Origin of the sequence: Aeromonas sp. R1-1 (genome assembly GCF_040908495.1) — a bacterium.
Classification (GTDB): domain Bacteria; phylum Pseudomonadota; class Gammaproteobacteria; order Enterobacterales; family Aeromonadaceae; genus Aeromonas; species Aeromonas veronii.
This window is the reverse complement of sequence record NZ_JBFODV010000087.1, coordinates 1-17,408: the sequence shown is the minus strand read 5'-3', so window position 1 is coordinate 17,408 and position 17,408 is coordinate 1. Positions and strand designations below refer to the sequence as shown.

Below are 17,408 nucleotides of genomic sequence, written 5' to 3'. Positions count from 1 at the left end.
CGGTTTATCCTGTTGCTTTTAACAATGTGAGTGCGATTATAGAGGGCCAAAAATTTTTTCGCAGCGAACCATTATGATCACCCAGTTCACCAAGTGTCTGCTTGCCACTCTTCTGTCCCTCGGGTTGGCCGCGTGCGGTCTGAAGGGGCCGCTTTATATGCCGCCCCCCGAGCAGCCACAGAGCCAGAGTACACCACAAGCAGTACCGCCTGCGACCACTGAGGCTGCCACCGAGGCCGCGCCGCACTAATGCCGCACCCATTCTAGGAAGGAACCGCCCCCTTGGATCACTTTAACTACGACGCCGACGGCCAGCTTCAGGCCGAGCAAACCTCGCTGCAACAGCTTGCCGAGCAGTACGGTACCCCGCTTTACGTCTACTCCCGTGCGACCCTCGAGCGCCACTGGCACGCCTTCGACAAGGCCGCTGGCGATATTCCCCATCTGATCTGCTATGCGGTGAAGGCCAACTCCAACCTGGCGCTGCTCAACCTGCTGGCCCGTCTGGGCTCGGGGTTTGACATCGTCTCCGGTGGTGAGCTGTCGCGGGTACTGGCGGCGGGCGGTGATCCGGCCAAGGTGGTCTTCTCCGGTGTAGCAAAGAGCGAAGCGGAGATGCGCCTCGCGCTGGATAAAGAGATCCTCTGTTTCAATCTGGAGTCGGAAGCAGAGCTGGAGCGCCTCAATCGGGTGGCGGGCAGCATGGGCAAGAAGGCTCGCGTCTCGGTTCGGGTCAATCCGGATATCGATGCCGGTACTCACCCCTATATCTCCACCGGCCTCAAGCAGAACAAGTTCGGCATTCCCATCGAGCTGGCGCCCGCCATCTATCGCAAGGCGGCCGCGATGGCGAACATCGAAATCGTCGGGGTGGATTGCCATATCGGCTCGCAACTCACTGAATTGAATCCTTTTATGGAAGCGGCTGACAAGCTGCTGCGGCTGATCGACGGTCTGGCGGCGGAAGGGATTCATATCCACCATCTGGACGTGGGCGGTGGCCTTGGGGTCAACTACGGTTCCGAGCAGCCACCCCATCCCACCGAATATGCCGAAGCGCTCAAGCAGAAGCTGGCGGGCCGGGATCTGACCCTGCTGTTCGAGCCGGGCCGCGCCATCGTCGCCAATGCCGGCGTGCTGCTGACCCGGGTCGAGTACCTGAAACCGGGCGAGACCCGCAACTTCGCGCTGATCGATGCCGGCATGAACGACATGCTGCGCCCTTCGCTCTACGGCGCCTGGATGAACATCATCGAGGTGGATAGCCGTGCCGGCCATGCTCCCGCGATCTATGACGTGGTGGGCCCGGTGTGCGAGACCGGCGACTTCCTCGGCAAGGAGCGCACCCTGGCCATTGCCGAGGGCTCCCTGTTGGCAGTGCGTTCGGCCGGAGCCTACGGCTTTACCATGTCATCCAACTACAACACCCGTCCGCGCGCTGCCGAAGTGCTGGTGGATGGTGCCGAGGCGCACCTGATCCGCGAGCGTGAGCAGTTGGCCGATCTCTGGCGCGGTGAGCACCTGCTGCCCTGATGGCGCAGGCTGGGACAGTGATTTCATAACGGTTGACGGTGAGTTTTTACAGCCCTAACAGCACAGGAATGCACGATGTTGACAGATTGTTTCAGGATGCATGGGGCTTTGGACAACGACTTCATGGCGCTTGGCGACCCTTGGTTCGGTGAATTTTTACAGCCCTAACAGCACAGGAATGCACGATGTTGATAGATTTTTCCAAGATGCATGGCTTGGGCAACGACTTCATGGTGGTGGATGGCGTCACCCAGAAGGTATTTTTCAGCAATGACGTCATCAAGAAGCTGGCAGATCGCCACTTCGGGATCGGCTTTGACCAGCTGCTGCTGGTGGAGCCGCCCTATGACCCTGAACTCGACTTTCACTATCGCATTTTCAATGCCGATGGCAGCGAGGTGGAGCAGTGCGGCAACGGCGCCCGCTGTTTTGCCCGTTTCGTGCGTCTCAAGGGGCTGATCAACCGGGATCGTATCGCGGTCAGTACCGCCCGGGGTCGCATCGTGTTGCAGCTGGAGGGGGAGAATCAGGTCACGGTCAACATGGGTGTTCCCCAGTTTGAGCCGGGCAAGATCCCGTTCCGGGCCCAGAAGGCAGAGAAAACCTATCTGTTGCGGGCGCAGGAGCATACCGTGATGTGTGGCGTGGTCTCCATGGGCAATCCCCACTGCGTCATCGAGGTGCCTTCGGTCGCCGATGCGCCGGTCGAGACGCTCGGTGCCATCATGGAGCGCCACGAGCGTTTTCCCGAGCGGGTCAACGTCGGCTTCATGGAGATGGTCAACGCCACCGAGATCAAGCTGCGTGTATTCGAGCGGGGCTGTGGCGAGACCCTGGCCTGCGGCACCGGTGCCTGTGCGGCGGCGGTGATTGGCATCAGTCAGGGCAAGCTCAAGGAGCGGGTCACCGTCAGTCTGCCGGGCGGCAAGCTGACCATCGCCTGGAAGGGGCCGGGCCAGCCGGTCTATATGACAGGTCCCGCCGAGCATGTGTTTGACGGCCAGATAGAGGTTTAGCCGATAAAGGTTCAGGTACGGGGGGCGTTGGCCCCCTTTGCCCATGATGTCGGGGCAGCGAGCCCCATTTCTCTGATGGATCAACCAATTTATGAGCGAACTCAAACGGCAGGAGCAATCGGTGGATGAAGCCACTGTGCTGGAGTACCTGGCCCGTTATCCCGAGTTTTTCCAACGCCATGCCGCCGTGCTGGACCGGATCCGCATTCCCCATGAACGCAAAGGGTCGGTCTCGCTGGTCGAGCGCCAGCTGGAGCGTCAGCGCGAGCGGATCGAACAGCTGGAGCAGGAGATCACCGAATTGATGGGGATCGCCAGCGAGAACGAGCGGATCTTTCGGGTCTATGCCGATCTCTACGGCGAGCTGTACGGTTGCCAGACCCTGTTCGAGGTGAGTGCCGTGATGGGCAAGGCCTTTGTCCAGCGGCTGCGCCTGACCGGGCTGCGGCTCTGGCTCAACCCCAAGAAGTTTGCCCTGAGCGGGCCCGAGCAGCGCTTTCTGGCACAGGGCAAGCAGCTCGAATCCCTGCTGGGTCAGCGTCTGCCGGGGCAGGATTACTACTTTGGCCGCCTGAGCCAGAGCGAGAAGCAGGCGCTGTTTGGCCACGATGTGCTGGTCAACTCGGTGGCCCTGATGCGGCTCGGCGATCTCGGTGTGCTGGCCTTCGCCAGCTCGGATCCCGGCCACTTTACTCCCCACAACGATACCCTGCTGCTGGGCCAACTGGGGCGCCTGCTGCAACTGCGTCTGCCCGAGTTGACTCATGGCTAGAACACCGGCCAGGGCGCCCGCCAAAGCTCCCGTCGTCGCGCCGCCACTGCCTGCGGCACTGGCGGACGAACTGGCGGCCTTTATCGAATACCTGAGGGTCGAGCGCCAGCTCAGCCCTCATACCCGCAATAACTATCAAGCCCATCTGGAGGCGATGACCGCCGAGCTGGTGGCCCTCGGGCTCACTGACTGGGGGCGGCTCGAGGCGAGCCAGGTCCGAACTCTGGTGACCCGGATGCACAAGGCGGGCCTTGCTCCTCGTTCCCTTTCCACCAAGGTCTCGGCCCTGCGCAGCTTTTGCGACTGGCAGGTGCGGCAGGGGCGGCTGACCGCCAATCCGGCCCGCGGCATCGTCACCCCCAAACAGGGGCGGCCGCTGCCAAAAAACCTCGATGTGGACGAGATGCACCAGCTGCTCAACATCACCGACGAGCAGGATCCGCTGGCGGTGCGGGATCGCGCCATCATGGAGCTGATGTACTCTTCAGGGCTGCGTCTGGCCGAGCTGGTGGGGATCAATCTGGTGGATCTGAAGCTCGACGACCGCCAGCTCAAGGTGACCGGCAAGGGCGCGCGGGAGCGGGTGCTGCCCATCGGCCGGATGGCGGTGGAGTGGCTGCAGAAGTGGCTCAAGGTGCGCCCGCTGCTGGCCGGGGACGAGAGCGAGGCGCTGTTTGTCTCCAGCCGCAAGCAGCGGCTGTCGGCCCGCTCGGTGCAGGCCCGCCTTGATGGCTGGGGCAACAAGCAGGCGCTCAACGCCCACGTCCATCCCCACAAGCTGCGCCACAGCTTCGCCACCCATATGCTGGAGTCCTCCGGCGATCTGCGGGCGGTGCAGGAGCTGCTGGGACATGCCGACCTCTCTACCACCCAGATCTATACCCACCTCGACTTCCAGCATCTGGCCAAGGTTTACGACAGTGCCCACCCCAGGGCCAAGCGTGACCCGGATGCGCAGGACGATGAATAGCGGGCCCTGAGCCCCGTTGCAGAGGAGAGTCCATGCACTTCTATCGCCGCTGGCAGCCGGTTGCTGCCATCTCGTTTGACCTCGATGACACCCTCTATGACAACGGCCCCGCCATCGTGCGCGCCGAGCAGTGGATGCTGAGCCATCTGCGCAGCGAATATCTGGCCACCGCCATGCTCGACAAGCCGCGCTGGCTGGAGTTAAAACGCGCCGTGTTGCTGGCCAACCCCGAGCTGCGCCACGATGTCAGCCTGGCGCGTCAGCAGACCATCCGTACCGCCATGGTCGAGGGGGGGATGGCCGACCAGCAGGCCAGCCGCGAGGCGGAGCAGGTCTTTGCCGCGTTTCTGGCAGAGCGCTCGAAGATCGAGGTGAGCGAGTCCACTCATCAGCTGCTGGCCAGACTGGCCGAACGCTATCCGCTGGTGGTCATCACCAACGGCAATCTGGATCTGGCGCAGGCAGGGCTGAATTGCTACTTCACGCTGGTCTGCAAGGCGGGGGCGGGCGCCAGAATGAAACCGGCGCCGGATATGTTTGAGCAGACCCGCAGCGCCCTCAAGCTGCCAGCAGAGCGGATCCTCCATGTGGGGGATCATCCCGAGACCGATGTGCTGGGTGCCCGCTTGCACGGCTTTCGCGCCGCCTGGCTCAACGAGCGGCAACAACCGTGGCAACAGCTGCAACTGTTGCCGGACGTGGAGCTGATGGCATTGGAGGAGCTGGCCGAACTGCTGCTCTGATGGCGCTGGCGGGTGGCCCGGCTCAGGCGGTAATGGCTGTCAGCGAATAGCGATGTATGGCAAGGGGTTACGCCCGCTATTTGCGACAAACCAACCCGAGCAGGGTGTAGCGGTCGCGCTGGTTGACGCGGCAGTAACTGATGCCGACGGGCAGCGCCTGCTGCAGGGTGATGGCGCTGTTCTGATAGCGGCAGACCAGATAGAGCGGGCGCAGGCTGCTATCGAGCTGGCTCCAGTAGTGGATCTCGTCGCTGTCGCCATTATCCGGTTTGAGTTGGGCCAGCTCGGCAGGATCTCCGTCGAACAGGGCCAGATTATCGAGCCGGTGGCTGAGGGTTTCGTCCGGTTTGCCATCGTCATTGCGGGTGAACGCCTGCCAGCCCTGCTGCGGGGTCAGCAGCTGCTGGCGAGTCTCTATGGTGGCGGGACAATCAAATTGCAGGCTGGCGGCAAGGGCCAGGGTGGTCAGTAACATGGCTGCGGTTTTCTCTTCACGTCCTCAATACGATGCCATGCTACGTCATCTTCCGCCGAACAGCTTCATCAGCTTATCAAGCAGATCAAGCTGTTGTGGTGGCTGTTTCATGGCTTCCGCCTCCCGCTCCAGCAGCGCCCGTTGCTCCTGCTGGCGGTCGCTCAGCACCCGGTAGAGGGGCTCGACCAGCGCCTCACGCTGCATCACCAGCTCCTGAAACATTGCCTGATTGATGCGATAGGTTTCGACGGTGGCCACCGCCCGTACCGTGAAGGAGCTGGGCTCGCCGGTGAGCAGGCTCAGTTCACCAAAAAAGTCTCCCGCGTTGAGCGTACCAAGCTTCAGCTCTCGCCCTTCGACATTGACCACCATCTCGGCCTCCCCTTTGACCAGCACGAACAGCCAGCTGGAAACATCCCCCTGCTCCAGCATGATGTCGCCGCTGACGAAGGGGGCGAACTTCACCTGATCGGCCAGCTGAAGCAGCTCGTTCTCCTGCAACATGGCAAACAGCGGCAGCTTGCGCAGGGTATCGGTTCGTTCGGCGGTGTGGCGCTTGTGGCGGGCATCCAGATGCTGCTTCTCCTTGGCCATAAAGACGTTGAAGATCGGCGGGGTGAGGCGGCGATCGTTGCGGCGCAGGGCGGCATCGATCAGGCTGCGCACCATGGAGTCGGTCGGATCGTCGCGAGCCAGGTCAGTGAGCCAGTAGCGCACTGCATAGCGGGCAATCCCTCCTTCGACATTCATCAACAGGCAGTCCGGTTGCGGATGCTTGGCGACGCAGGGGAGCTTGGTCTCCCGCAGAGATTTCTCGATCAGTGCGATGATCTGGGTCGGCAGGGTATCCAGGGTCAGATCGAACCAGACCCAGCGCCGCCACTGCAAGGGTTCGCCACGGCGGCGCCCGAGCACGGTGAAGCGCTGTTTGAGCAGGTGGCTGTTGGGGATGACGACTGTCTCCCAGTTGCGGGTCTCGATGGTGGTGGCACGCCAGTTGATCTCCACCACTCGGCCCTGGGTGGTATCCACTTGCAGCCAGTCACCGATGGCGATGGAGTTGTCGAGCTGAATGGAGACCCCGGCCAGCAGGTTGCCAAGGGTGTCCTGCATGGCGAAGGCGATGACCGCTGTGATTACCGCGGAGGTGGTGACTATCTCCCCGAGCGCCATGCCGGAGGCGTAGAGGCGAAACAGACCCCAGCCGATATAGCCGATGGTGATGACGATATCGGCGATGATCCGCGGGATCCGCACATGGCAGAGGGGGAGCAGAAACTCGAACAGCAGGATCCCCCATATCTTGACCAGTATCAGGCCAGCCAGCAGGGTGGAGATCTCGATCAGCAATTGATGGGGCAGCGGCAGTTTGAACCAGCCCCCTTCCAGCTGGATCAGCAGGATCACCACCGCGCTAATCATCACGAAACTGAGCTCGGAGAGCAGCTCCCGTCGCTGTCCCGGACGGCGCCAGAAGTGGATCAGCATCAGGGAGAGGGTGAGCAAGGTCCAGAACGGGTGTTCGCCAATCCAGATCAGCGTCGGTAGCGCGGTGAGGTTTTCGCCAGCCATAGCAGCACCTTATTGTGGTTTTATTTCCAGCATAGCTGCTACGGCGCGGGGAAATGGTGCGTTGGGGCGGCAATTTATTTATCCTGTGCAGAACCGGGCAAAGGAGTGCGATTGAGTGAAATTTTCAAAGAAAATCATCTGTTTGATGGCCCTGTTGCCATTGGCTGGCTGCGACCTGCTGGCCGAGAAATATCGGGTCGAATTCCGGGATGGCTCCTGGCGTGAAATAGCCATTACCCCCTTCTCCAGCGAGGCACGCTGGCGCGAGGGGTGTGCCACCGGCGAGGTGCTGAGCGACATGAAGGTGCCCATCAAGCGGGGTGACACGGTCAATGGCCGCGAGCAGTTGCTGATTGGCGGCGAGAAGTTCGAGCTGGATGACAACAACCTCTACCGCAGCAACGGCATGGTGTTTGGTCATTCGCCTGACCATATCCAGCGCGGGCTCAAGGGGATGGATATCTGCCGCACCCTGCGCCCCGAGCGGGGCGGACTGCCCAAGCTCAAGGCGCGCGGGTTTGGCGACTGAATCGATGAGGGATTAACTCGCTGCCATCAATGCACTGCGTTGGCGGCAGGCATCGCCAAAGGCTTGAAAGATCTTGATGGAGTGGGGGTTTTCATTGGCTTTCCACTCCGGATGCCACTGCACTGCCAGCAAAAAGGGTGACAGTGCGGGAGCATGAAGTGCCTCGATCAGCCCATCTTCGGCGTGGGCCAACGGCTCCAGACCCTTCCCCAACCGGTTGATGCCCTGTCCATGCAGGGAGTTGACCGGAATCTGTTCTTCCCCCATCAGTTCGGCAAACCAGCTGCCGGGCAGCAGTTTTATCTGATGGCTCGGCCCATACTGCTCATCGACCGGATCGTCGGCATCCTCCCGGTGATCGTCATAACCCGGCTCGTTATAGACCTTCTGATGGATGTCTCCCCCCAGCGCCACGTTGATCTCCTGCATGCCGCGGCAGATCCCGAGGATCGGCAAGCCACGGGCGAGCGCCCCCTTGATGAGGGGCAGATCGAACAGGTCGCGATCCCTGTCTTGCTGTTTTTCCGGCGTGAGGTTCTCCTGACCGTAGAGGGCCGGATCGATATTGGAGCCAGCGCCGCTCAGATAGACCCCATCGGCGAGATCCAGATACTGCTCCAGATCGGTGGTGCCGCAGCAGGTGGGTACCAGCAGCGGGACGCAGCCGCTTATCTCCACCAGCGGCATGATGTATTTGTGGGTCATCACCTGATAGGCGTGGCCGTTGCGGGGCTGGGCCCCCATGGTCATCAGCACGACAGGTTTACGGGGAGCGGGAGGCTGGGGATTTGGCATAGGGCACCTTGATTATCCTTGGCGTTGAAGTCTCATCCTGCGCCTTGGGCAGGCCCTTGCAAACCGGCAGGGCAAGGGCATGCCTCAAGGCATGGTCATGGGATCCCGCGTCGGGCCGGGTGACAGAATCGTTGGTCAGCCTGGGCAGCGACGGCATGGATCCTCTCTTCAGTCTGCCAAGGCCGTTCAATATGTCAAACAAAATGATACCAAATTGTTAACGTGTCTGTTTTGGTCTGCTCTGAAGCGGCGATTTAACGGGGCTGTTGAGATGAGCCGTTATGGCTGGGGTAGCAAAATGGTGGATATATTAAACGCGCAGGGATGGCGGGGGGATGTGGAGAGGAAAAGACATCAATAGAAACACGCCTCCGCGAGGGGAGGCGTGTTTCGGGGATCACAGCAGGTCTTCGATCTCGCCGCGCAGATACTGGTACATCTCGCGGTAGGCGACCGGCGGCTTGTTCAGCTCCCGCTCCTTGTTGGCGGAGCGGATCAGCTGGCGCAGCTTCTGGCGATCCAGTTCGTGGAACTGGGACATCAGCTCGTTGAGGGCGCTGTCACCTTCGGTGATCAGGCGCTCGCGCCACTGCTCCAGGCGATGCAGGCGCGCATTCACGGTGGAGTGACGGTTCTTGATGATGGAGAGCGCTTCGGCAATCGGCTCGATATCGCGGCTGCGCATCAGGCGGCCGATGAACTGCAGATGGCGACGGAAGGACTCATCCTTCTTCGGCTTGAGTTTGCGACCCAGCTCGACAGCTTCTGCAAGCTCTTCATCCAACGGGATTTTTTCCAGCTCGCTGTGGCTGAGGGAGACGATCTCTTCCCCCATTTTCTGCAATGCTTCGGCATCGCGCTTGAGCTGGCTCTTGCTGGGGCCCCAGTCTTCGAACTCGTTGTCGTCTTGATATTGACTCATCGGTCTCTTGATTCCTGTCATTCACGTTTGGCGGATATGTTACCAGCTTCTCCCGCTGGGCGCAGGGGTCTGATATGCTTACCCCCCTTTCCTTCTTTCATACAGATGTGAGTTATGGATCAGCAAGACCAAATCCGCCAGGATCAAGCCCATCTCGAGGCCGTGGTTGCCGAAGCCCTGGAGATAGCCAAAGGACTGGGCGCCTCGCTGGCCGAAGTCTCCATCAGCAAGCAGACCGGGTTGTCGGTGAACACCCGGGGTTGTGAACTAGAAAGCATTGAATTCAATAAGGATGGCGCCCTCGGCATCGCCGTCTATCGCGATGGTTGCAAGGGATCTTCCTCGACCACCGATCTGAGCAAACCCGCCATTCGTGCCGCCGTTGAAGCGGCCATCGAGATTGCCCGCCACACCTCGGCGGATGATTGCGCCGGTCTGGCGGACGCCGAGCTGCTGGCCTGGGATGCCCCCGACCTGCAACTGTGTCACCAAATCGAGCTGGATCCCCAGCGCGGCATCGATCTGGCCATCGAGTGCGAACGACTCGCTCTGGGTCGCGATATCCGTATCAAGCACTCCGACGGTGCCGGTTTCTCCAGCCATCTTGGCATCAAGGTCTATGGTAACAGCCACGGCTTCGTCAAAGGTTATGCGGCATCGCGCAACTCTCTGAGCTGCGTGCTGATCGGCGAGCAGGATGGCGACATGCAGCGTGATTACGGCTACTCCTCCAGCCGTACCCTCGACGGGCTCTGGAGCACGCAGCGCATTGCCGACGAAGCCGTTGAGCGTACTGTCTCCCGCCTCGGCGCCCGCAAGATCTCTACCCGTCATGCGCCTGTGCTGTTCCACCCAGACACTGCCTCTGGCCTGTGGGGCCACTTGGTGATGGCCATCAGCGGCGGCAACCTCTATCGCAAGTCGAGCTTCCTGCTCGACAAATTGGGCAAGCAGATCCTGCCCGAGTGGCTCACCATTCAGGAGTTCCCCCACCTGCTGGGCGGGCTCGCCAGTACCCCGTTCGATGGGGAAGGGGTGCGCACGCGAGATATGGACATAGTGCGCAATGGCGAGCTGATGAGCTGGCTGCTTACCTCCTACTCTGCGCGCAAGCTGGGGCTGACCACCACGGGTCATGCCGGTGGCATCCACAACTGGCAGGTCTCCAATACCGGCCAGGATTTTCAGGGCATGCTCAAAGAGATGGGCACCGGCCTGCTGGTGACCGAGCTGATGGGGCAGGGGGTCAACATCGTCAATGGCGACTACTCCCGTGGCGCTGCCGGTTTCTGGGTCGAGAATGGCGAGATAGCCTATCCGGTCGAGGAGATCACCATCGCCGGCAATCTGGCCGAGATGTTCAGCCATATCGTGGCGGTAGGTCGTGACGAGGATGAGCGATCCAGTCTCAAGACTGGCTCGGTGCTGGTAGAGAATATGAAGCTGGCGGGCCACTGATCCCGGTTTCAACAGAACCGAAACCATGAAAAAGGCCCCCTCGCCAACGCGAGGGGGCCTTTTTATCGGCCTGCGATCAGGGGGCGATCAGCCCTTGATGCGCTCAATGCGGCCACCCAGACCCTGCAGCTTCTGCTCGATGTCTTCGTAGCCACGGTCGATGTGATAGATACGGTCGACGATGGTGGAGCCTTCGGCCACGAAGCCGGCCAGCACCAGACTGGCGGAGGCGCGCAGATCGGTCGCCATCACCTGGGCACCCTTGAGTTGCTCGGTGTCACGGCAGATGGCCACATTGCCCTGCAGTTCGATGTCTGCACCCATCCGTACCAGTTCGGGAACGTGCATGAAGCGGTTCTCGAAGATGGTCTCGGTGACCATGCCGGTGCCTTTGGCGACGGCGTTCAGCACAGTGAACTGTGCCTGCATGTCGGTCGGGAAGGCCGGGTAGGGGGCAGTCTTGATGGTGACCGGCTTGAGGGTGCGGCCAGTCATGTCGAGGGTGATCCAGTCTTCACCCTTCTCAATCAGGGCGCCAGCCTCTTCCAGCTTGACCAGTACCGCTTCCAGCAGGGTAGGGTCGGTGTTACGGCAGGTGATCTTGCCGCCGGTAACCGCTGCGCCCACCAGGAAGGTACCGGTTTCGATACGGTCAGGCTGGACGCTGTAGCTGCCGCCGTGCAGACGCTCGACGCCGTCGATGATCAGGGTGTCGGTGCCTGCACCCTGGATCTTGGCGCCCAGCGCGTTGAGGAAGTGGGCCAGATCGACCACTTCCGGCTCGCGCGCGGCGTTTTCGATCACGGTACGGCCTTCAGCCAGGGTGGCGGCCATCATCAGGTTTTCGGTACCGGTGACGGAGACCATGTCCATCAGGATATGGGCACCCTTCAGGCGACCGTCAACGCGGGCCTTGATGTAGCCATCCTCGATGGTGATCTTGGCGCCCATCAGCTCCAGACCGTGGACGTGCAGGTTGACCGGACGGGCGCCGATGGCGCAGCCGCCCGGTAGGGAGACGTCAGCAGCACCGAAACGGGCAGCCAGCGGGCCCAGCGCCAGAATGGAAGCGCGCATGGTCTTCACCAGCTCGTAGGGGGCGACGTGGTTGTTCACCGCACCGGTCAGTACGGTGACGTTGCCGTTGACCTTGGTGGTCGCGCCCAGCATCTCCAGCAGCTTGATAGTGGTGCCCACATCTTTCAGGCGCGGCACGTTGGAGAGGTGCACCTCTTCATCACACAGCAGGGTCGCGAACAGGATCGGCAGGGCTGCGTTTTTGGCGCCAGAGATGGTCACTTCGCCGTTGAGAGTACAACGACCATCGATTTTGAATTTGTCCATTTTTACTTCGTTACCAAATCAGGAGGGCAATAGGAATTTACGTTCGCGTTTCCACTCGGCGTCGGTGAACGCCTTGATGGAGAGGGCATGGATGGCGTTGCTGGCGATCTTGTCCATCAGCGGGGCATAGATGGCCTGCTGCTTCTTGACCCGGCTCATGCCGTCAAACATGTCACCGACGGCGATCACTTGGTAGTGACTACCGTCCCCTTTGACATGGACTTCGGACAATGGCAGAGCCTCAAGGAGTATCGCTTCAATTTCAGAGACTTGCATTATGCGTCCTCAGTTGTGAGCGGGGTTGACTGAAACAGCCCGGCCACCCCGTAGAGGTTGGCCAGGGTATAGAAATCACTGGAGGCGCCCACCAGTAGCGGTGTGGCGCCTCGCGCTAATACGGCTTTGGCCCATTTGACCAGCAGGGCCAGTCCGGCAGAGTCGAGGGTGGCGACGCCGCTGAGCTCGAGCTGGTCGTCCTGCCACCATTCGGCGCGGCGTTGCCACAGGTCATTGACCTGTGGCGCCTGCAGCTCACCGCTGAGGGTCATGGTTTGAGTACCAGCGGCTTTGCGTTGTGTTCGCGCAACTGGGCGATCACCGCATCGATGCCATTCTGGCGAATGAGGCCGCCCAGCTCGCTCTGTTTGGCGGAGAGCAGGCTGATCCCCTCTGCCACCATGTCAAAGGCTTTCCATTCACCGGTCTTGTTATTCTTGCGCAGCTTGAACTCGAGGAAGATGTCCGGCTTGCCGGCCTCTTTCACGCTGACGTTGACGGCGGTGATGTTACCGCTGGGGGCTTTGCCCGGCTCGACCTTGACGGTCTGCTTGTCAAAATGGGCCAACGCATCGGCGTAGGAGCTCACCATGTACTCGGTGAACACCTCGACGAAGGCATTGCGCTGCGCTTCGGTGGTCTCTTTAATCTGGTTGCCAAGCACCTTGTAGGCGGCGAAGCGGTTGTCCACATAGGGCAGCAGCTCTTCGCGGATGATCACCCGCAGGTGATCCGGATTGCTCTTCACCTGGGCCTGATCGGCCTTCAGGCGGGCAAAGGTCTGCTTGGCAGCCTGATCAACCAGCGCGTTAGGGTCGGTGGCATCGACTGCGGCCTGGGCAGACAGGGAAAAGAGCATGCTGGTCATCAGACCCAGCAGCAGGGCGATTTTCTTGAACATGGTTACTCCTTCTTGCTGTCTGATTTGCTGTCGGAGGATTGGCTGTAGAGGAACTTGCCAATCAGATCTTCCAGCACGATGGCGGATTTGGTGTCTTCAATCAGGTCGCCATCCTTGAGCATCTCGGTGCCCATCTCCTCATCGCTGAAACCGGGGGCCAGACCGATGTACTGCTCGCCGAGCAGACCGGAGGTGAGGATGGAGAGGGTGCTGGTATCGGCGAACTCGCCAGCGCTCTTTTGCATCATCAGGGTCACTTCAGGCACCTGGGTTTTCGGGTCCAGTACGATATCGCTGACCCGACCGACCACCACGCCGCCGACCTTGACCGGCGAACGGACTTTCAGGCCGCCGATATTATCGAAATGCGCGCGCAGGGTATAGGTTTCTCCTTCCGGTTTGAAGCTCAAACCGGCCACTTGCAGGGCCAGTGCCAGAATGGCACCGATGCCAGCCAGCATGAAGGTGCCGACCAGGAATTCTACTTTGCTGAACTTCATCTTTACCTTATCCAAACATGACTGCAGTGAGTATAAAATCCAGGCCGAGCACGGCGAGGGATGAGTGGACCACGGTACGGGTCGTGGCCTGACTGATCCCGGCCGAGGTCGGCTTGGCATCATAGCCGTTAAAGAGCGCAATCCAGGTGACCACCAGGGCAAAAATCAGGCTCTTGATGGCGCCCTGCATGATGTCTTCATGCCAGTCGACAGAGGCCTGCATGGCAGACCAGAAGCCCCCTTCGTCCACGCCGAGCCAGTCCACGCCGACCAGCTTGCCGCCGAAGATGCCGATCAGGCTGAACATAAAGGCCAGCAGCGGCATGCTGATAACGCCAGCCCAGAAGCGGGGGGCGACCACCCGGCGCAGCGGGTCGACCGCCATCATCTCGAGGCTTGAAAGCTGCTCGGTGGCCTTCATCAGGCCAATTTCAGCGGTCAGGGCCGAACCGGCACGGCCGGCAAACAGCAGCGCCGTGACCACAGGACCCAGCTCCCGCAGCAGGGAGAGGGAGACCAGCGGCCCCAGACTCTGCTCGGCGCCGAAATCCTTCAATACGTTGTAACCCTGCAGCGAGAGCACCATGCCGATGAACAGGCCGGAGACCAGAATGATGGCTACCGACTGTACGCCCACCACATACAACTGCTGGACAAGCAGCGGGAAGTGCTTGCGCGGTTCGGGTTTGCCCGCCAGCGCATGGAACAACATGATGGTGGCGCGACCGACGGAGCTGATAAACCGCACTCCGACCCGCCCCAGCTTGCTTATTTGACTTATCAACATCAGAGATCCTGTAGCAGATCGCCTGCCGGAAAATGAAACGGAACAGGACCATCGGGCAATCCTTTGAGGAACTGCTCGACTTCGGGATTGTGCTCCTCGCGCAGTTGGTCCGGCGTGCCGTGCGCCACCACCTTGCGATTGGCAATGATGTAGGCGTAATCGGCGATGCTCAGCACCTCTTTCACATCGTGGGTGACGATGACGGAGGTGATACCGAGGGCATCATTCAGCTCCTTGATCAGCTTGACCAGCACCGCCATGGTGATGGGGTCCTGCCCGACGAACGGTTCGTCATACATGATGAGGTCGGGGTCAAGGGCGATGGCCCGTGCCAGCGCCGCCCGGCGCGCCATGCCGCCGGAGAGCTCGGAGGGCATCAGTTTTGCTGCGCCGCGCAAGCCCACCGCCTGCAGTTTCATCATGACGATGGTGTGGATCAGCTCCTCCGGCAGGCCGGAGTGCTCCCGCAGCGGGAAGGCCACGTTGTCGTAGACCGTCATACCGGTAAACAGGGCGCCGCTCTGGAACAGCATGCTCATCCGCTTGCGCACTTCATAGAGGCGCGAGCGGGAGAGGGTGGGGATATCTTCCCCGTCAAACAGAATGTGACCGGACTCCGGCTTGAGCTGGCCACCGATCAGCCGCAGCAGGGTGGTTTTACCGATGCCGCTCGGGCCCATGACGGCGGTCACCTTGCCACGAGGAATGGTCAGGTTGATCCCGTCATACAACAGCCGATCTCCGTGACTGAAAGTCAGATCGGAGATGGTGATCAGGTCATTGTTCAAACAATTGTCCATCCGGTGTAAATGAGGTGCGAATTTTATGGGGTAGTCTAGGTCTAAGCAACAGCAAGGAACAACTATTGAACAGGCTGCAAGCCCATTTGCACGACAGTTTTCTGTAACAAAGTGCGTCATTGAGAGCGGGACTTGCCATCCGATTCGCTTATCCGGGCAGACTTTTTTATAATCCCGCAGCTAATTTCGGCCCGGAGCTGTGTCTTTATGTCTGTAAAGCCTGAGAAAGTGTCTGAACTGTTCGATTTTCGTCGCAGTGCCCGCGCGGTGCTGGACACAGAAAAGCAAGCCATTGATGGACTCTATCAGTATCTGAATGACGCCTTCGACAAGGCGTGCGAAATGGTGCTGCGCTGCGGTGGCAAGATAGTGGTCACCGGCATGGGCAAATCGGGCCATATCGGCAGCAAGATCGCCGCCACCCTCGCCAGCACCGGCACCCCGGCCTTCTTCCTTCACCCGGGAGAAGCGAGTCACGGCGATCTAGGGATGATCTCCAGTGGCGACCTTATCATCGCTATCTCCAACTCCGGCGAGAGCGACGAAATCCTGGCCCTGCTGCCGGTACTAAAGCGCCGCGGCATTCCGCTCATCTGCATGACCGGTAATCCGGCCTCCACCATGGCCAAAGAGGCCAACGTGCACCTGTGCATCAAGGTGGAGAAAGAGGCCTGCCCGCTGGGTCTGGCACCCACTTCCAGCACCACGGCAACCTTAGTCATGGGCGATGCCCTGGCGGTCGCCCTGCTGGAAGCGCGCGGTTTTACCGCCGATGACTTCGCCCTCTCTCACCCGGGCGGGTCGCTCGGCAAGCGTCTGTTGCTGCGGGTTGGCGACCTGATGCACAGTGGCGATCTGTTGCCCCGGGTGGGGATAGATGCCACCATCAGCCAGGCGCTGCTGGAAGTGAGCCGCAAGGGGCTCGGTATGACGGCGGTGGTCGATGGCAATGGCCTGCTGGCCGGGCTCTTTACCGATGGCGACCTGCGCCGCATTCTTGACCAGCAGATCGATATCCATCACACCCCCATCAGCCGTGTGATGACGGCCAACTGTGTTACCGTAGGTCCAGAGATGATGGCTGCGGAAGCCGTCAAGCTGATGGAAACGAGAAAAATCAACGGATTACTGGTCGTGGATGAAGAGAAACGCCCGCTCGGCGCCTTCAACATGCACGACCTGCTGAAAGCCGGAGTAATTTGATGCAAAACGTACCGACCCTCTATGGTCCGGTGACGCGCAGCCAGTTTGAGAAGGCGGCGCAAATCCGCCTGCTGGTGTGCGATGTGGACGGGGTGCTCTCCAACGGCCTCATCTACATGGGAAACAACGGCGAAGAGCTGAAAACCTTCTGCACCCGCGATGGTGCGGGCATGCGAGCGTTGCTCAATGCCGGGATCGAGATCGCCATCATCACCGGGCGCAACTCCCGAATCGTCAGTGATCGGATGAAAAGCCTGGGGGTGGCTCATGTGGTGCAGGGGGCTGATAAAAAGCTGCCTCACTTCGAAGCGCTGCTGGCCAAGCTGGGGCTGACCCCGGAACAGGCTGCCTATATGGGCGATGACACCATCGATCTGCCGGTGATGGAGGCCTGTGGCCTCGGCATTGCCGTGGCCGATGCCCATCCGCTGGTGCTGAGTCGTGCCGATATGGTGACCCGGCTTGGCGGTGGCATGGGCGCGGTGCGCGAGGTGTGTGACCTCATTTTGCAGGCGCAGGGCCACGACGATTATCAGCCCGAGGCCTCGGTATGAGCAGACAGACCCTGTTGTTTGCCCTGCTGTTTCTGGTCGCGCTGGTTGCCTGGCAGCTGGGCAAGGTTGAGCTGGTGCCGGAGAGCGCTGTCAAAATCGAAAACTATCAGCCGGATTTTGTCGCCAAAGATCTGGTGACCACCCGTTTTGATATCAACGGCAAGCGCACCGAGCGGCTGGAGTCGACCTACGCCGAGTATTATCAAATCCTCGAGCAGGCCACCTTCGACAAGCCGGTGGTCTACATGTATGACGATC

22 protein-coding genes are annotated in these 17,408 nt (G+C 60.6%); 11 read left to right on the top strand and 11 right to left on the bottom strand.

Going from position 1 to position 17,408, the window contains the following annotated elements; all coding sequences use genetic code 11:
• The first annotated feature begins 73 nt into the window (after positions 1-73).
• The 6 genes from AB5Y92_RS05155 (at position 74) to AB5Y92_RS05130 (ending at position 5,034) form a co-directional block, all read left to right on the top strand.
• A complete protein-coding gene (locus AB5Y92_RS05155) occupies positions 74-250 on the top strand; it encodes a lipoprotein (RefSeq protein ID WP_074042653.1) in 177 nt (58 codons plus the stop codon).
• A gap of 32 nt (positions 251-282) precedes the next feature.
• Complete coding sequence (lysA, locus tag AB5Y92_RS05150; protein ID WP_088868282.1) at positions 283-1,533, top strand: diaminopimelate decarboxylase; 1,251 nt, start codon at positions 283-285, stop codon at positions 1,531-1,533.
• Between the two features lie 185 nt (positions 1,534-1,718).
• A complete protein-coding gene (dapF, locus tag AB5Y92_RS05145) occupies positions 1,719-2,549 on the top strand; it encodes a diaminopimelate epimerase (RefSeq protein WP_005336371.1) in 831 nt (276 codons plus the stop codon).
• A gap of 91 nt (positions 2,550-2,640) precedes the next feature.
• On the top strand, positions 2,641-3,321 hold the full coding sequence (locus AB5Y92_RS05140) for a DUF484 family protein (RefSeq protein WP_005336370.1): 681 nt from the start codon (positions 2,641-2,643) through the stop codon (positions 3,319-3,321).
• A complete protein-coding gene (xerC, locus tag AB5Y92_RS05135) occupies positions 3,314-4,291 on the top strand; it encodes a tyrosine recombinase XerC (RefSeq protein ID WP_115521627.1) in 978 nt (325 codons plus the stop codon). The genes AB5Y92_RS05140 and xerC overlap by 8 nt, the downstream gene beginning before the upstream one ends.
• 32 nt (positions 4,292-4,323) lie before the next feature.
• Positions 4,324-5,034: an HAD-IA family hydrolase gene (locus AB5Y92_RS05130; protein WP_164535914.1), complete on the top strand. Its 711-nt coding sequence runs from the start codon at positions 4,324-4,326 to the stop codon at positions 5,032-5,034.
• Positions 5,035-5,110: 76 nt separating this feature from the next.
• Here the strand turns inward: AB5Y92_RS05130 and AB5Y92_RS05125 are convergent, their stop codons facing one another.
• Positions 5,111-5,509, bottom strand: coding sequence for an STY0301 family protein (locus tag AB5Y92_RS05125; RefSeq protein WP_005336367.1), 399 nt, complete (start codon positions 5,507-5,509; stop codon positions 5,111-5,113).
• A gap of 45 nt (positions 5,510-5,554) precedes the next feature.
• Positions 5,555-7,081 carry a cyclic nucleotide-binding domain-containing protein gene (locus AB5Y92_RS05120; RefSeq protein WP_005356684.1) on the bottom strand — a complete coding sequence of 509 codons (1,527 nt, stop codon included), beginning with the start codon at positions 7,079-7,081 and terminating at the stop codon, positions 5,555-5,557.
• A 145-nt stretch (positions 7,082-7,226) separates the two neighbouring features.
• Here AB5Y92_RS05120 and AB5Y92_RS05115 point away from each other — a divergent pair, with 145 nt between their 5' ends.
• Positions 7,227-7,610 (top strand): hypothetical protein, encoded by a 384-nt coding sequence (locus AB5Y92_RS05115; protein WP_040069030.1) that lies wholly within the window; start codon positions 7,227-7,229, stop codon positions 7,608-7,610.
• A gap of 12 nt (positions 7,611-7,622) precedes the next feature.
• Here the strand turns inward: AB5Y92_RS05115 and AB5Y92_RS05110 are convergent, their stop codons facing one another.
• Both AB5Y92_RS05110 and yjgA read right to left on the bottom strand, forming a co-directional pair.
• Positions 7,623-8,405 (bottom strand): gamma-glutamyl-gamma-aminobutyrate hydrolase family protein, encoded by a 783-nt coding sequence (locus tag AB5Y92_RS05110; protein ID WP_219264572.1) that lies wholly within the window; start codon positions 8,403-8,405, stop codon positions 7,623-7,625.
• Between the two features lie 397 nt (positions 8,406-8,802).
• Positions 8,803-9,327 (bottom strand): ribosome biogenesis factor YjgA, encoded by a 525-nt coding sequence (gene yjgA, locus AB5Y92_RS05105; protein ID WP_005336359.1) that lies wholly within the window; start codon positions 9,325-9,327, stop codon positions 8,803-8,805.
• Positions 9,328-9,441: 114 nt separating this feature from the next.
• Here yjgA and pmbA point away from each other — a divergent pair, with 114 nt between their 5' ends.
• The gene (pmbA, locus tag AB5Y92_RS05100; protein ID WP_368225834.1) at positions 9,442-10,785 is read left to right on the top strand and encodes a metalloprotease PmbA; all 1,344 of its coding nucleotides are present in this window, start codon (positions 9,442-9,444) and stop codon (positions 10,783-10,785) included.
• A gap of 87 nt (positions 10,786-10,872) precedes the next feature.
• Here the strand turns inward: pmbA and murA are convergent, their stop codons facing one another.
• The 7 genes from murA to mlaF are packed head-to-tail and all read right to left on the bottom strand — an operon-like array spanning position 10,873 to position 15,393.
• Positions 10,873-12,129 carry a UDP-N-acetylglucosamine 1-carboxyvinyltransferase gene (gene murA / locus AB5Y92_RS05095; RefSeq protein WP_076493269.1) on the bottom strand — a complete coding sequence of 419 codons (1,257 nt, stop codon included), beginning with the start codon at positions 12,127-12,129 and terminating at the stop codon, positions 10,873-10,875.
• An 18-nt stretch (positions 12,130-12,147) separates the two neighbouring features.
• Positions 12,148-12,405: a BolA family iron metabolism protein IbaG gene (gene ibaG / locus AB5Y92_RS05090; RefSeq protein WP_005306001.1), complete on the bottom strand. Its 258-nt coding sequence runs from the start codon at positions 12,403-12,405 to the stop codon at positions 12,148-12,150.
• A complete protein-coding gene (locus AB5Y92_RS05085; RefSeq protein ID WP_323896078.1) occupies positions 12,405-12,677 on the bottom strand; it encodes an STAS domain-containing protein in 273 nt (90 codons plus the stop codon). The genes ibaG and AB5Y92_RS05085 overlap by 1 nt, the downstream gene beginning before the upstream one ends.
• Positions 12,674-13,306: a phospholipid-binding protein MlaC gene (locus AB5Y92_RS05080; protein WP_005336350.1), complete on the bottom strand. Its 633-nt coding sequence runs from the start codon at positions 13,304-13,306 to the stop codon at positions 12,674-12,676. The genes AB5Y92_RS05085 and AB5Y92_RS05080 overlap by 4 nt, the downstream gene beginning before the upstream one ends.
• Positions 13,307-13,308: 2 nt before the next feature.
• Complete coding sequence (mlaD, locus tag AB5Y92_RS05075; RefSeq protein WP_005341789.1) at positions 13,309-13,806, bottom strand: outer membrane lipid asymmetry maintenance protein MlaD; 498 nt, start codon at positions 13,804-13,806, stop codon at positions 13,309-13,311.
• A 7-nt stretch (positions 13,807-13,813) separates the two neighbouring features.
• Positions 13,814-14,593 carry a lipid asymmetry maintenance ABC transporter permease subunit MlaE gene (gene mlaE, locus AB5Y92_RS05070; RefSeq protein WP_005336345.1) on the bottom strand — a complete coding sequence of 260 codons (780 nt, stop codon included), beginning with the start codon at positions 14,591-14,593 and terminating at the stop codon, positions 13,814-13,816.
• Positions 14,593-15,393 carry a phospholipid ABC transporter ATP-binding protein MlaF gene (gene mlaF, locus AB5Y92_RS05065; RefSeq protein WP_005336343.1) on the bottom strand — a complete coding sequence of 267 codons (801 nt, stop codon included), beginning with the start codon at positions 15,391-15,393 and terminating at the stop codon, positions 14,593-14,595. The genes mlaE and mlaF overlap by 1 nt, the downstream gene beginning before the upstream one ends.
• 207 nt (positions 15,394-15,600) lie before the next feature.
• Between mlaF and AB5Y92_RS05060 the strand changes: the two genes are divergently transcribed.
• The 3 genes from AB5Y92_RS05060 to lptC all read left to right on the top strand — a co-directional run.
• A complete protein-coding gene (locus AB5Y92_RS05060; protein WP_005336342.1) occupies positions 15,601-16,596 on the top strand; it encodes a KpsF/GutQ family sugar-phosphate isomerase in 996 nt (331 codons plus the stop codon).
• Positions 16,596-17,150 (top strand): 3-deoxy-manno-octulosonate-8-phosphatase KdsC, encoded by a 555-nt coding sequence (kdsC, locus tag AB5Y92_RS05055; protein ID WP_040068814.1) that lies wholly within the window; start codon positions 16,596-16,598, stop codon positions 17,148-17,150. Before AB5Y92_RS05060 ends, kdsC begins: the two co-directional genes overlap by 1 nt.
• Positions 17,147-17,408, top strand: a 262-nt coding sequence (gene lptC / locus AB5Y92_RS05050; RefSeq protein ID WP_368225831.1) for an LPS export ABC transporter periplasmic protein LptC, incomplete at its 3' end; no start/stop codon positions are given. The genes kdsC and lptC, both read left to right, overlap by 4 nt.

Excerpts from the sequence above, each read along its gene's own strand:
- ibaG (WP_005306001.1), bottom strand. The coding sequence starts at position 12,405 with ATGCAAGTCTCTGAAATTGAAGCGATACTCCTTGAGGCTCTGCCATTG.
- murA (WP_076493269.1), bottom strand. The coding sequence starts at position 12,129 with ATGGACAAATTCAAAATCGATGGTCGTTGTACTCTCAACGGCGAAGTG.
- mlaF (WP_005336343.1), bottom strand. The coding sequence starts at position 15,393 with ATGGACAATTGTTTGAACAATGACCTGATCACCATCTCCGATCTGACT.
- AB5Y92_RS05155 (WP_074042653.1), top strand. The coding sequence starts at position 74 with ATGATCACCCAGTTCACCAAGTGTCTGCTTGCCACTCTTCTGTCCCTC.
- yjgA (WP_005336359.1), bottom strand. The coding sequence starts at position 9,327 with ATGAGTCAATATCAAGACGACAACGAGTTCGAAGACTGGGGCCCCAGC.
- AB5Y92_RS05060 (WP_005336342.1), top strand. The coding sequence starts at position 15,601 with ATGTCTGTAAAGCCTGAGAAAGTGTCTGAACTGTTCGATTTTCGTCGC.
- AB5Y92_RS05080 (WP_005336350.1), bottom strand. The coding sequence starts at position 13,306 with ATGTTCAAGAAAATCGCCCTGCTGCTGGGTCTGATGACCAGCATGCTC.
- AB5Y92_RS05120 (WP_005356684.1), bottom strand. The coding sequence starts at position 7,081 with ATGGCTGGCGAAAACCTCACCGCGCTACCGACGCTGATCTGGATTGGC.
- xerC (WP_115521627.1), top strand. The coding sequence starts at position 3,314 with ATGGCTAGAACACCGGCCAGGGCGCCCGCCAAAGCTCCCGTCGTCGCG.
- AB5Y92_RS05085 (WP_323896078.1), bottom strand. The coding sequence starts at position 12,677 with ATGACCCTCAGCGGTGAGCTGCAGGCGCCACAGGTCAATGACCTGTGG.
- AB5Y92_RS05130 (WP_164535914.1), top strand. The coding sequence starts at position 4,324 with ATGCACTTCTATCGCCGCTGGCAGCCGGTTGCTGCCATCTCGTTTGAC.
- AB5Y92_RS05115 (WP_040069030.1), top strand. The coding sequence starts at position 7,227 with ATGGCCCTGTTGCCATTGGCTGGCTGCGACCTGCTGGCCGAGAAATAT.
- pmbA (WP_368225834.1), top strand. The coding sequence starts at position 9,442 with ATGGATCAGCAAGACCAAATCCGCCAGGATCAAGCCCATCTCGAGGCC.
- kdsC (WP_040068814.1), top strand. The coding sequence starts at position 16,596 with ATGCAAAACGTACCGACCCTCTATGGTCCGGTGACGCGCAGCCAGTTT.
- AB5Y92_RS05110 (WP_219264572.1), bottom strand. The coding sequence starts at position 8,405 with ATGCCAAATCCCCAGCCTCCCGCTCCCCGTAAACCTGTCGTGCTGATG.
- mlaE (WP_005336345.1), bottom strand. The coding sequence starts at position 14,593 with ATGTTGATAAGTCAAATAAGCAAGCTGGGGCGGGTCGGAGTGCGGTTT.
- AB5Y92_RS05125 (WP_005336367.1), bottom strand. The coding sequence starts at position 5,509 with ATGTTACTGACCACCCTGGCCCTTGCCGCCAGCCTGCAATTTGATTGT.
- AB5Y92_RS05140 (WP_005336370.1), top strand. The coding sequence starts at position 2,641 with ATGAGCGAACTCAAACGGCAGGAGCAATCGGTGGATGAAGCCACTGTG.
- mlaD (WP_005341789.1), bottom strand. The coding sequence starts at position 13,806 with ATGAAGTTCAGCAAAGTAGAATTCCTGGTCGGCACCTTCATGCTGGCT.
- dapF (WP_005336371.1), top strand. The coding sequence starts at position 1,719 with ATGTTGATAGATTTTTCCAAGATGCATGGCTTGGGCAACGACTTCATG.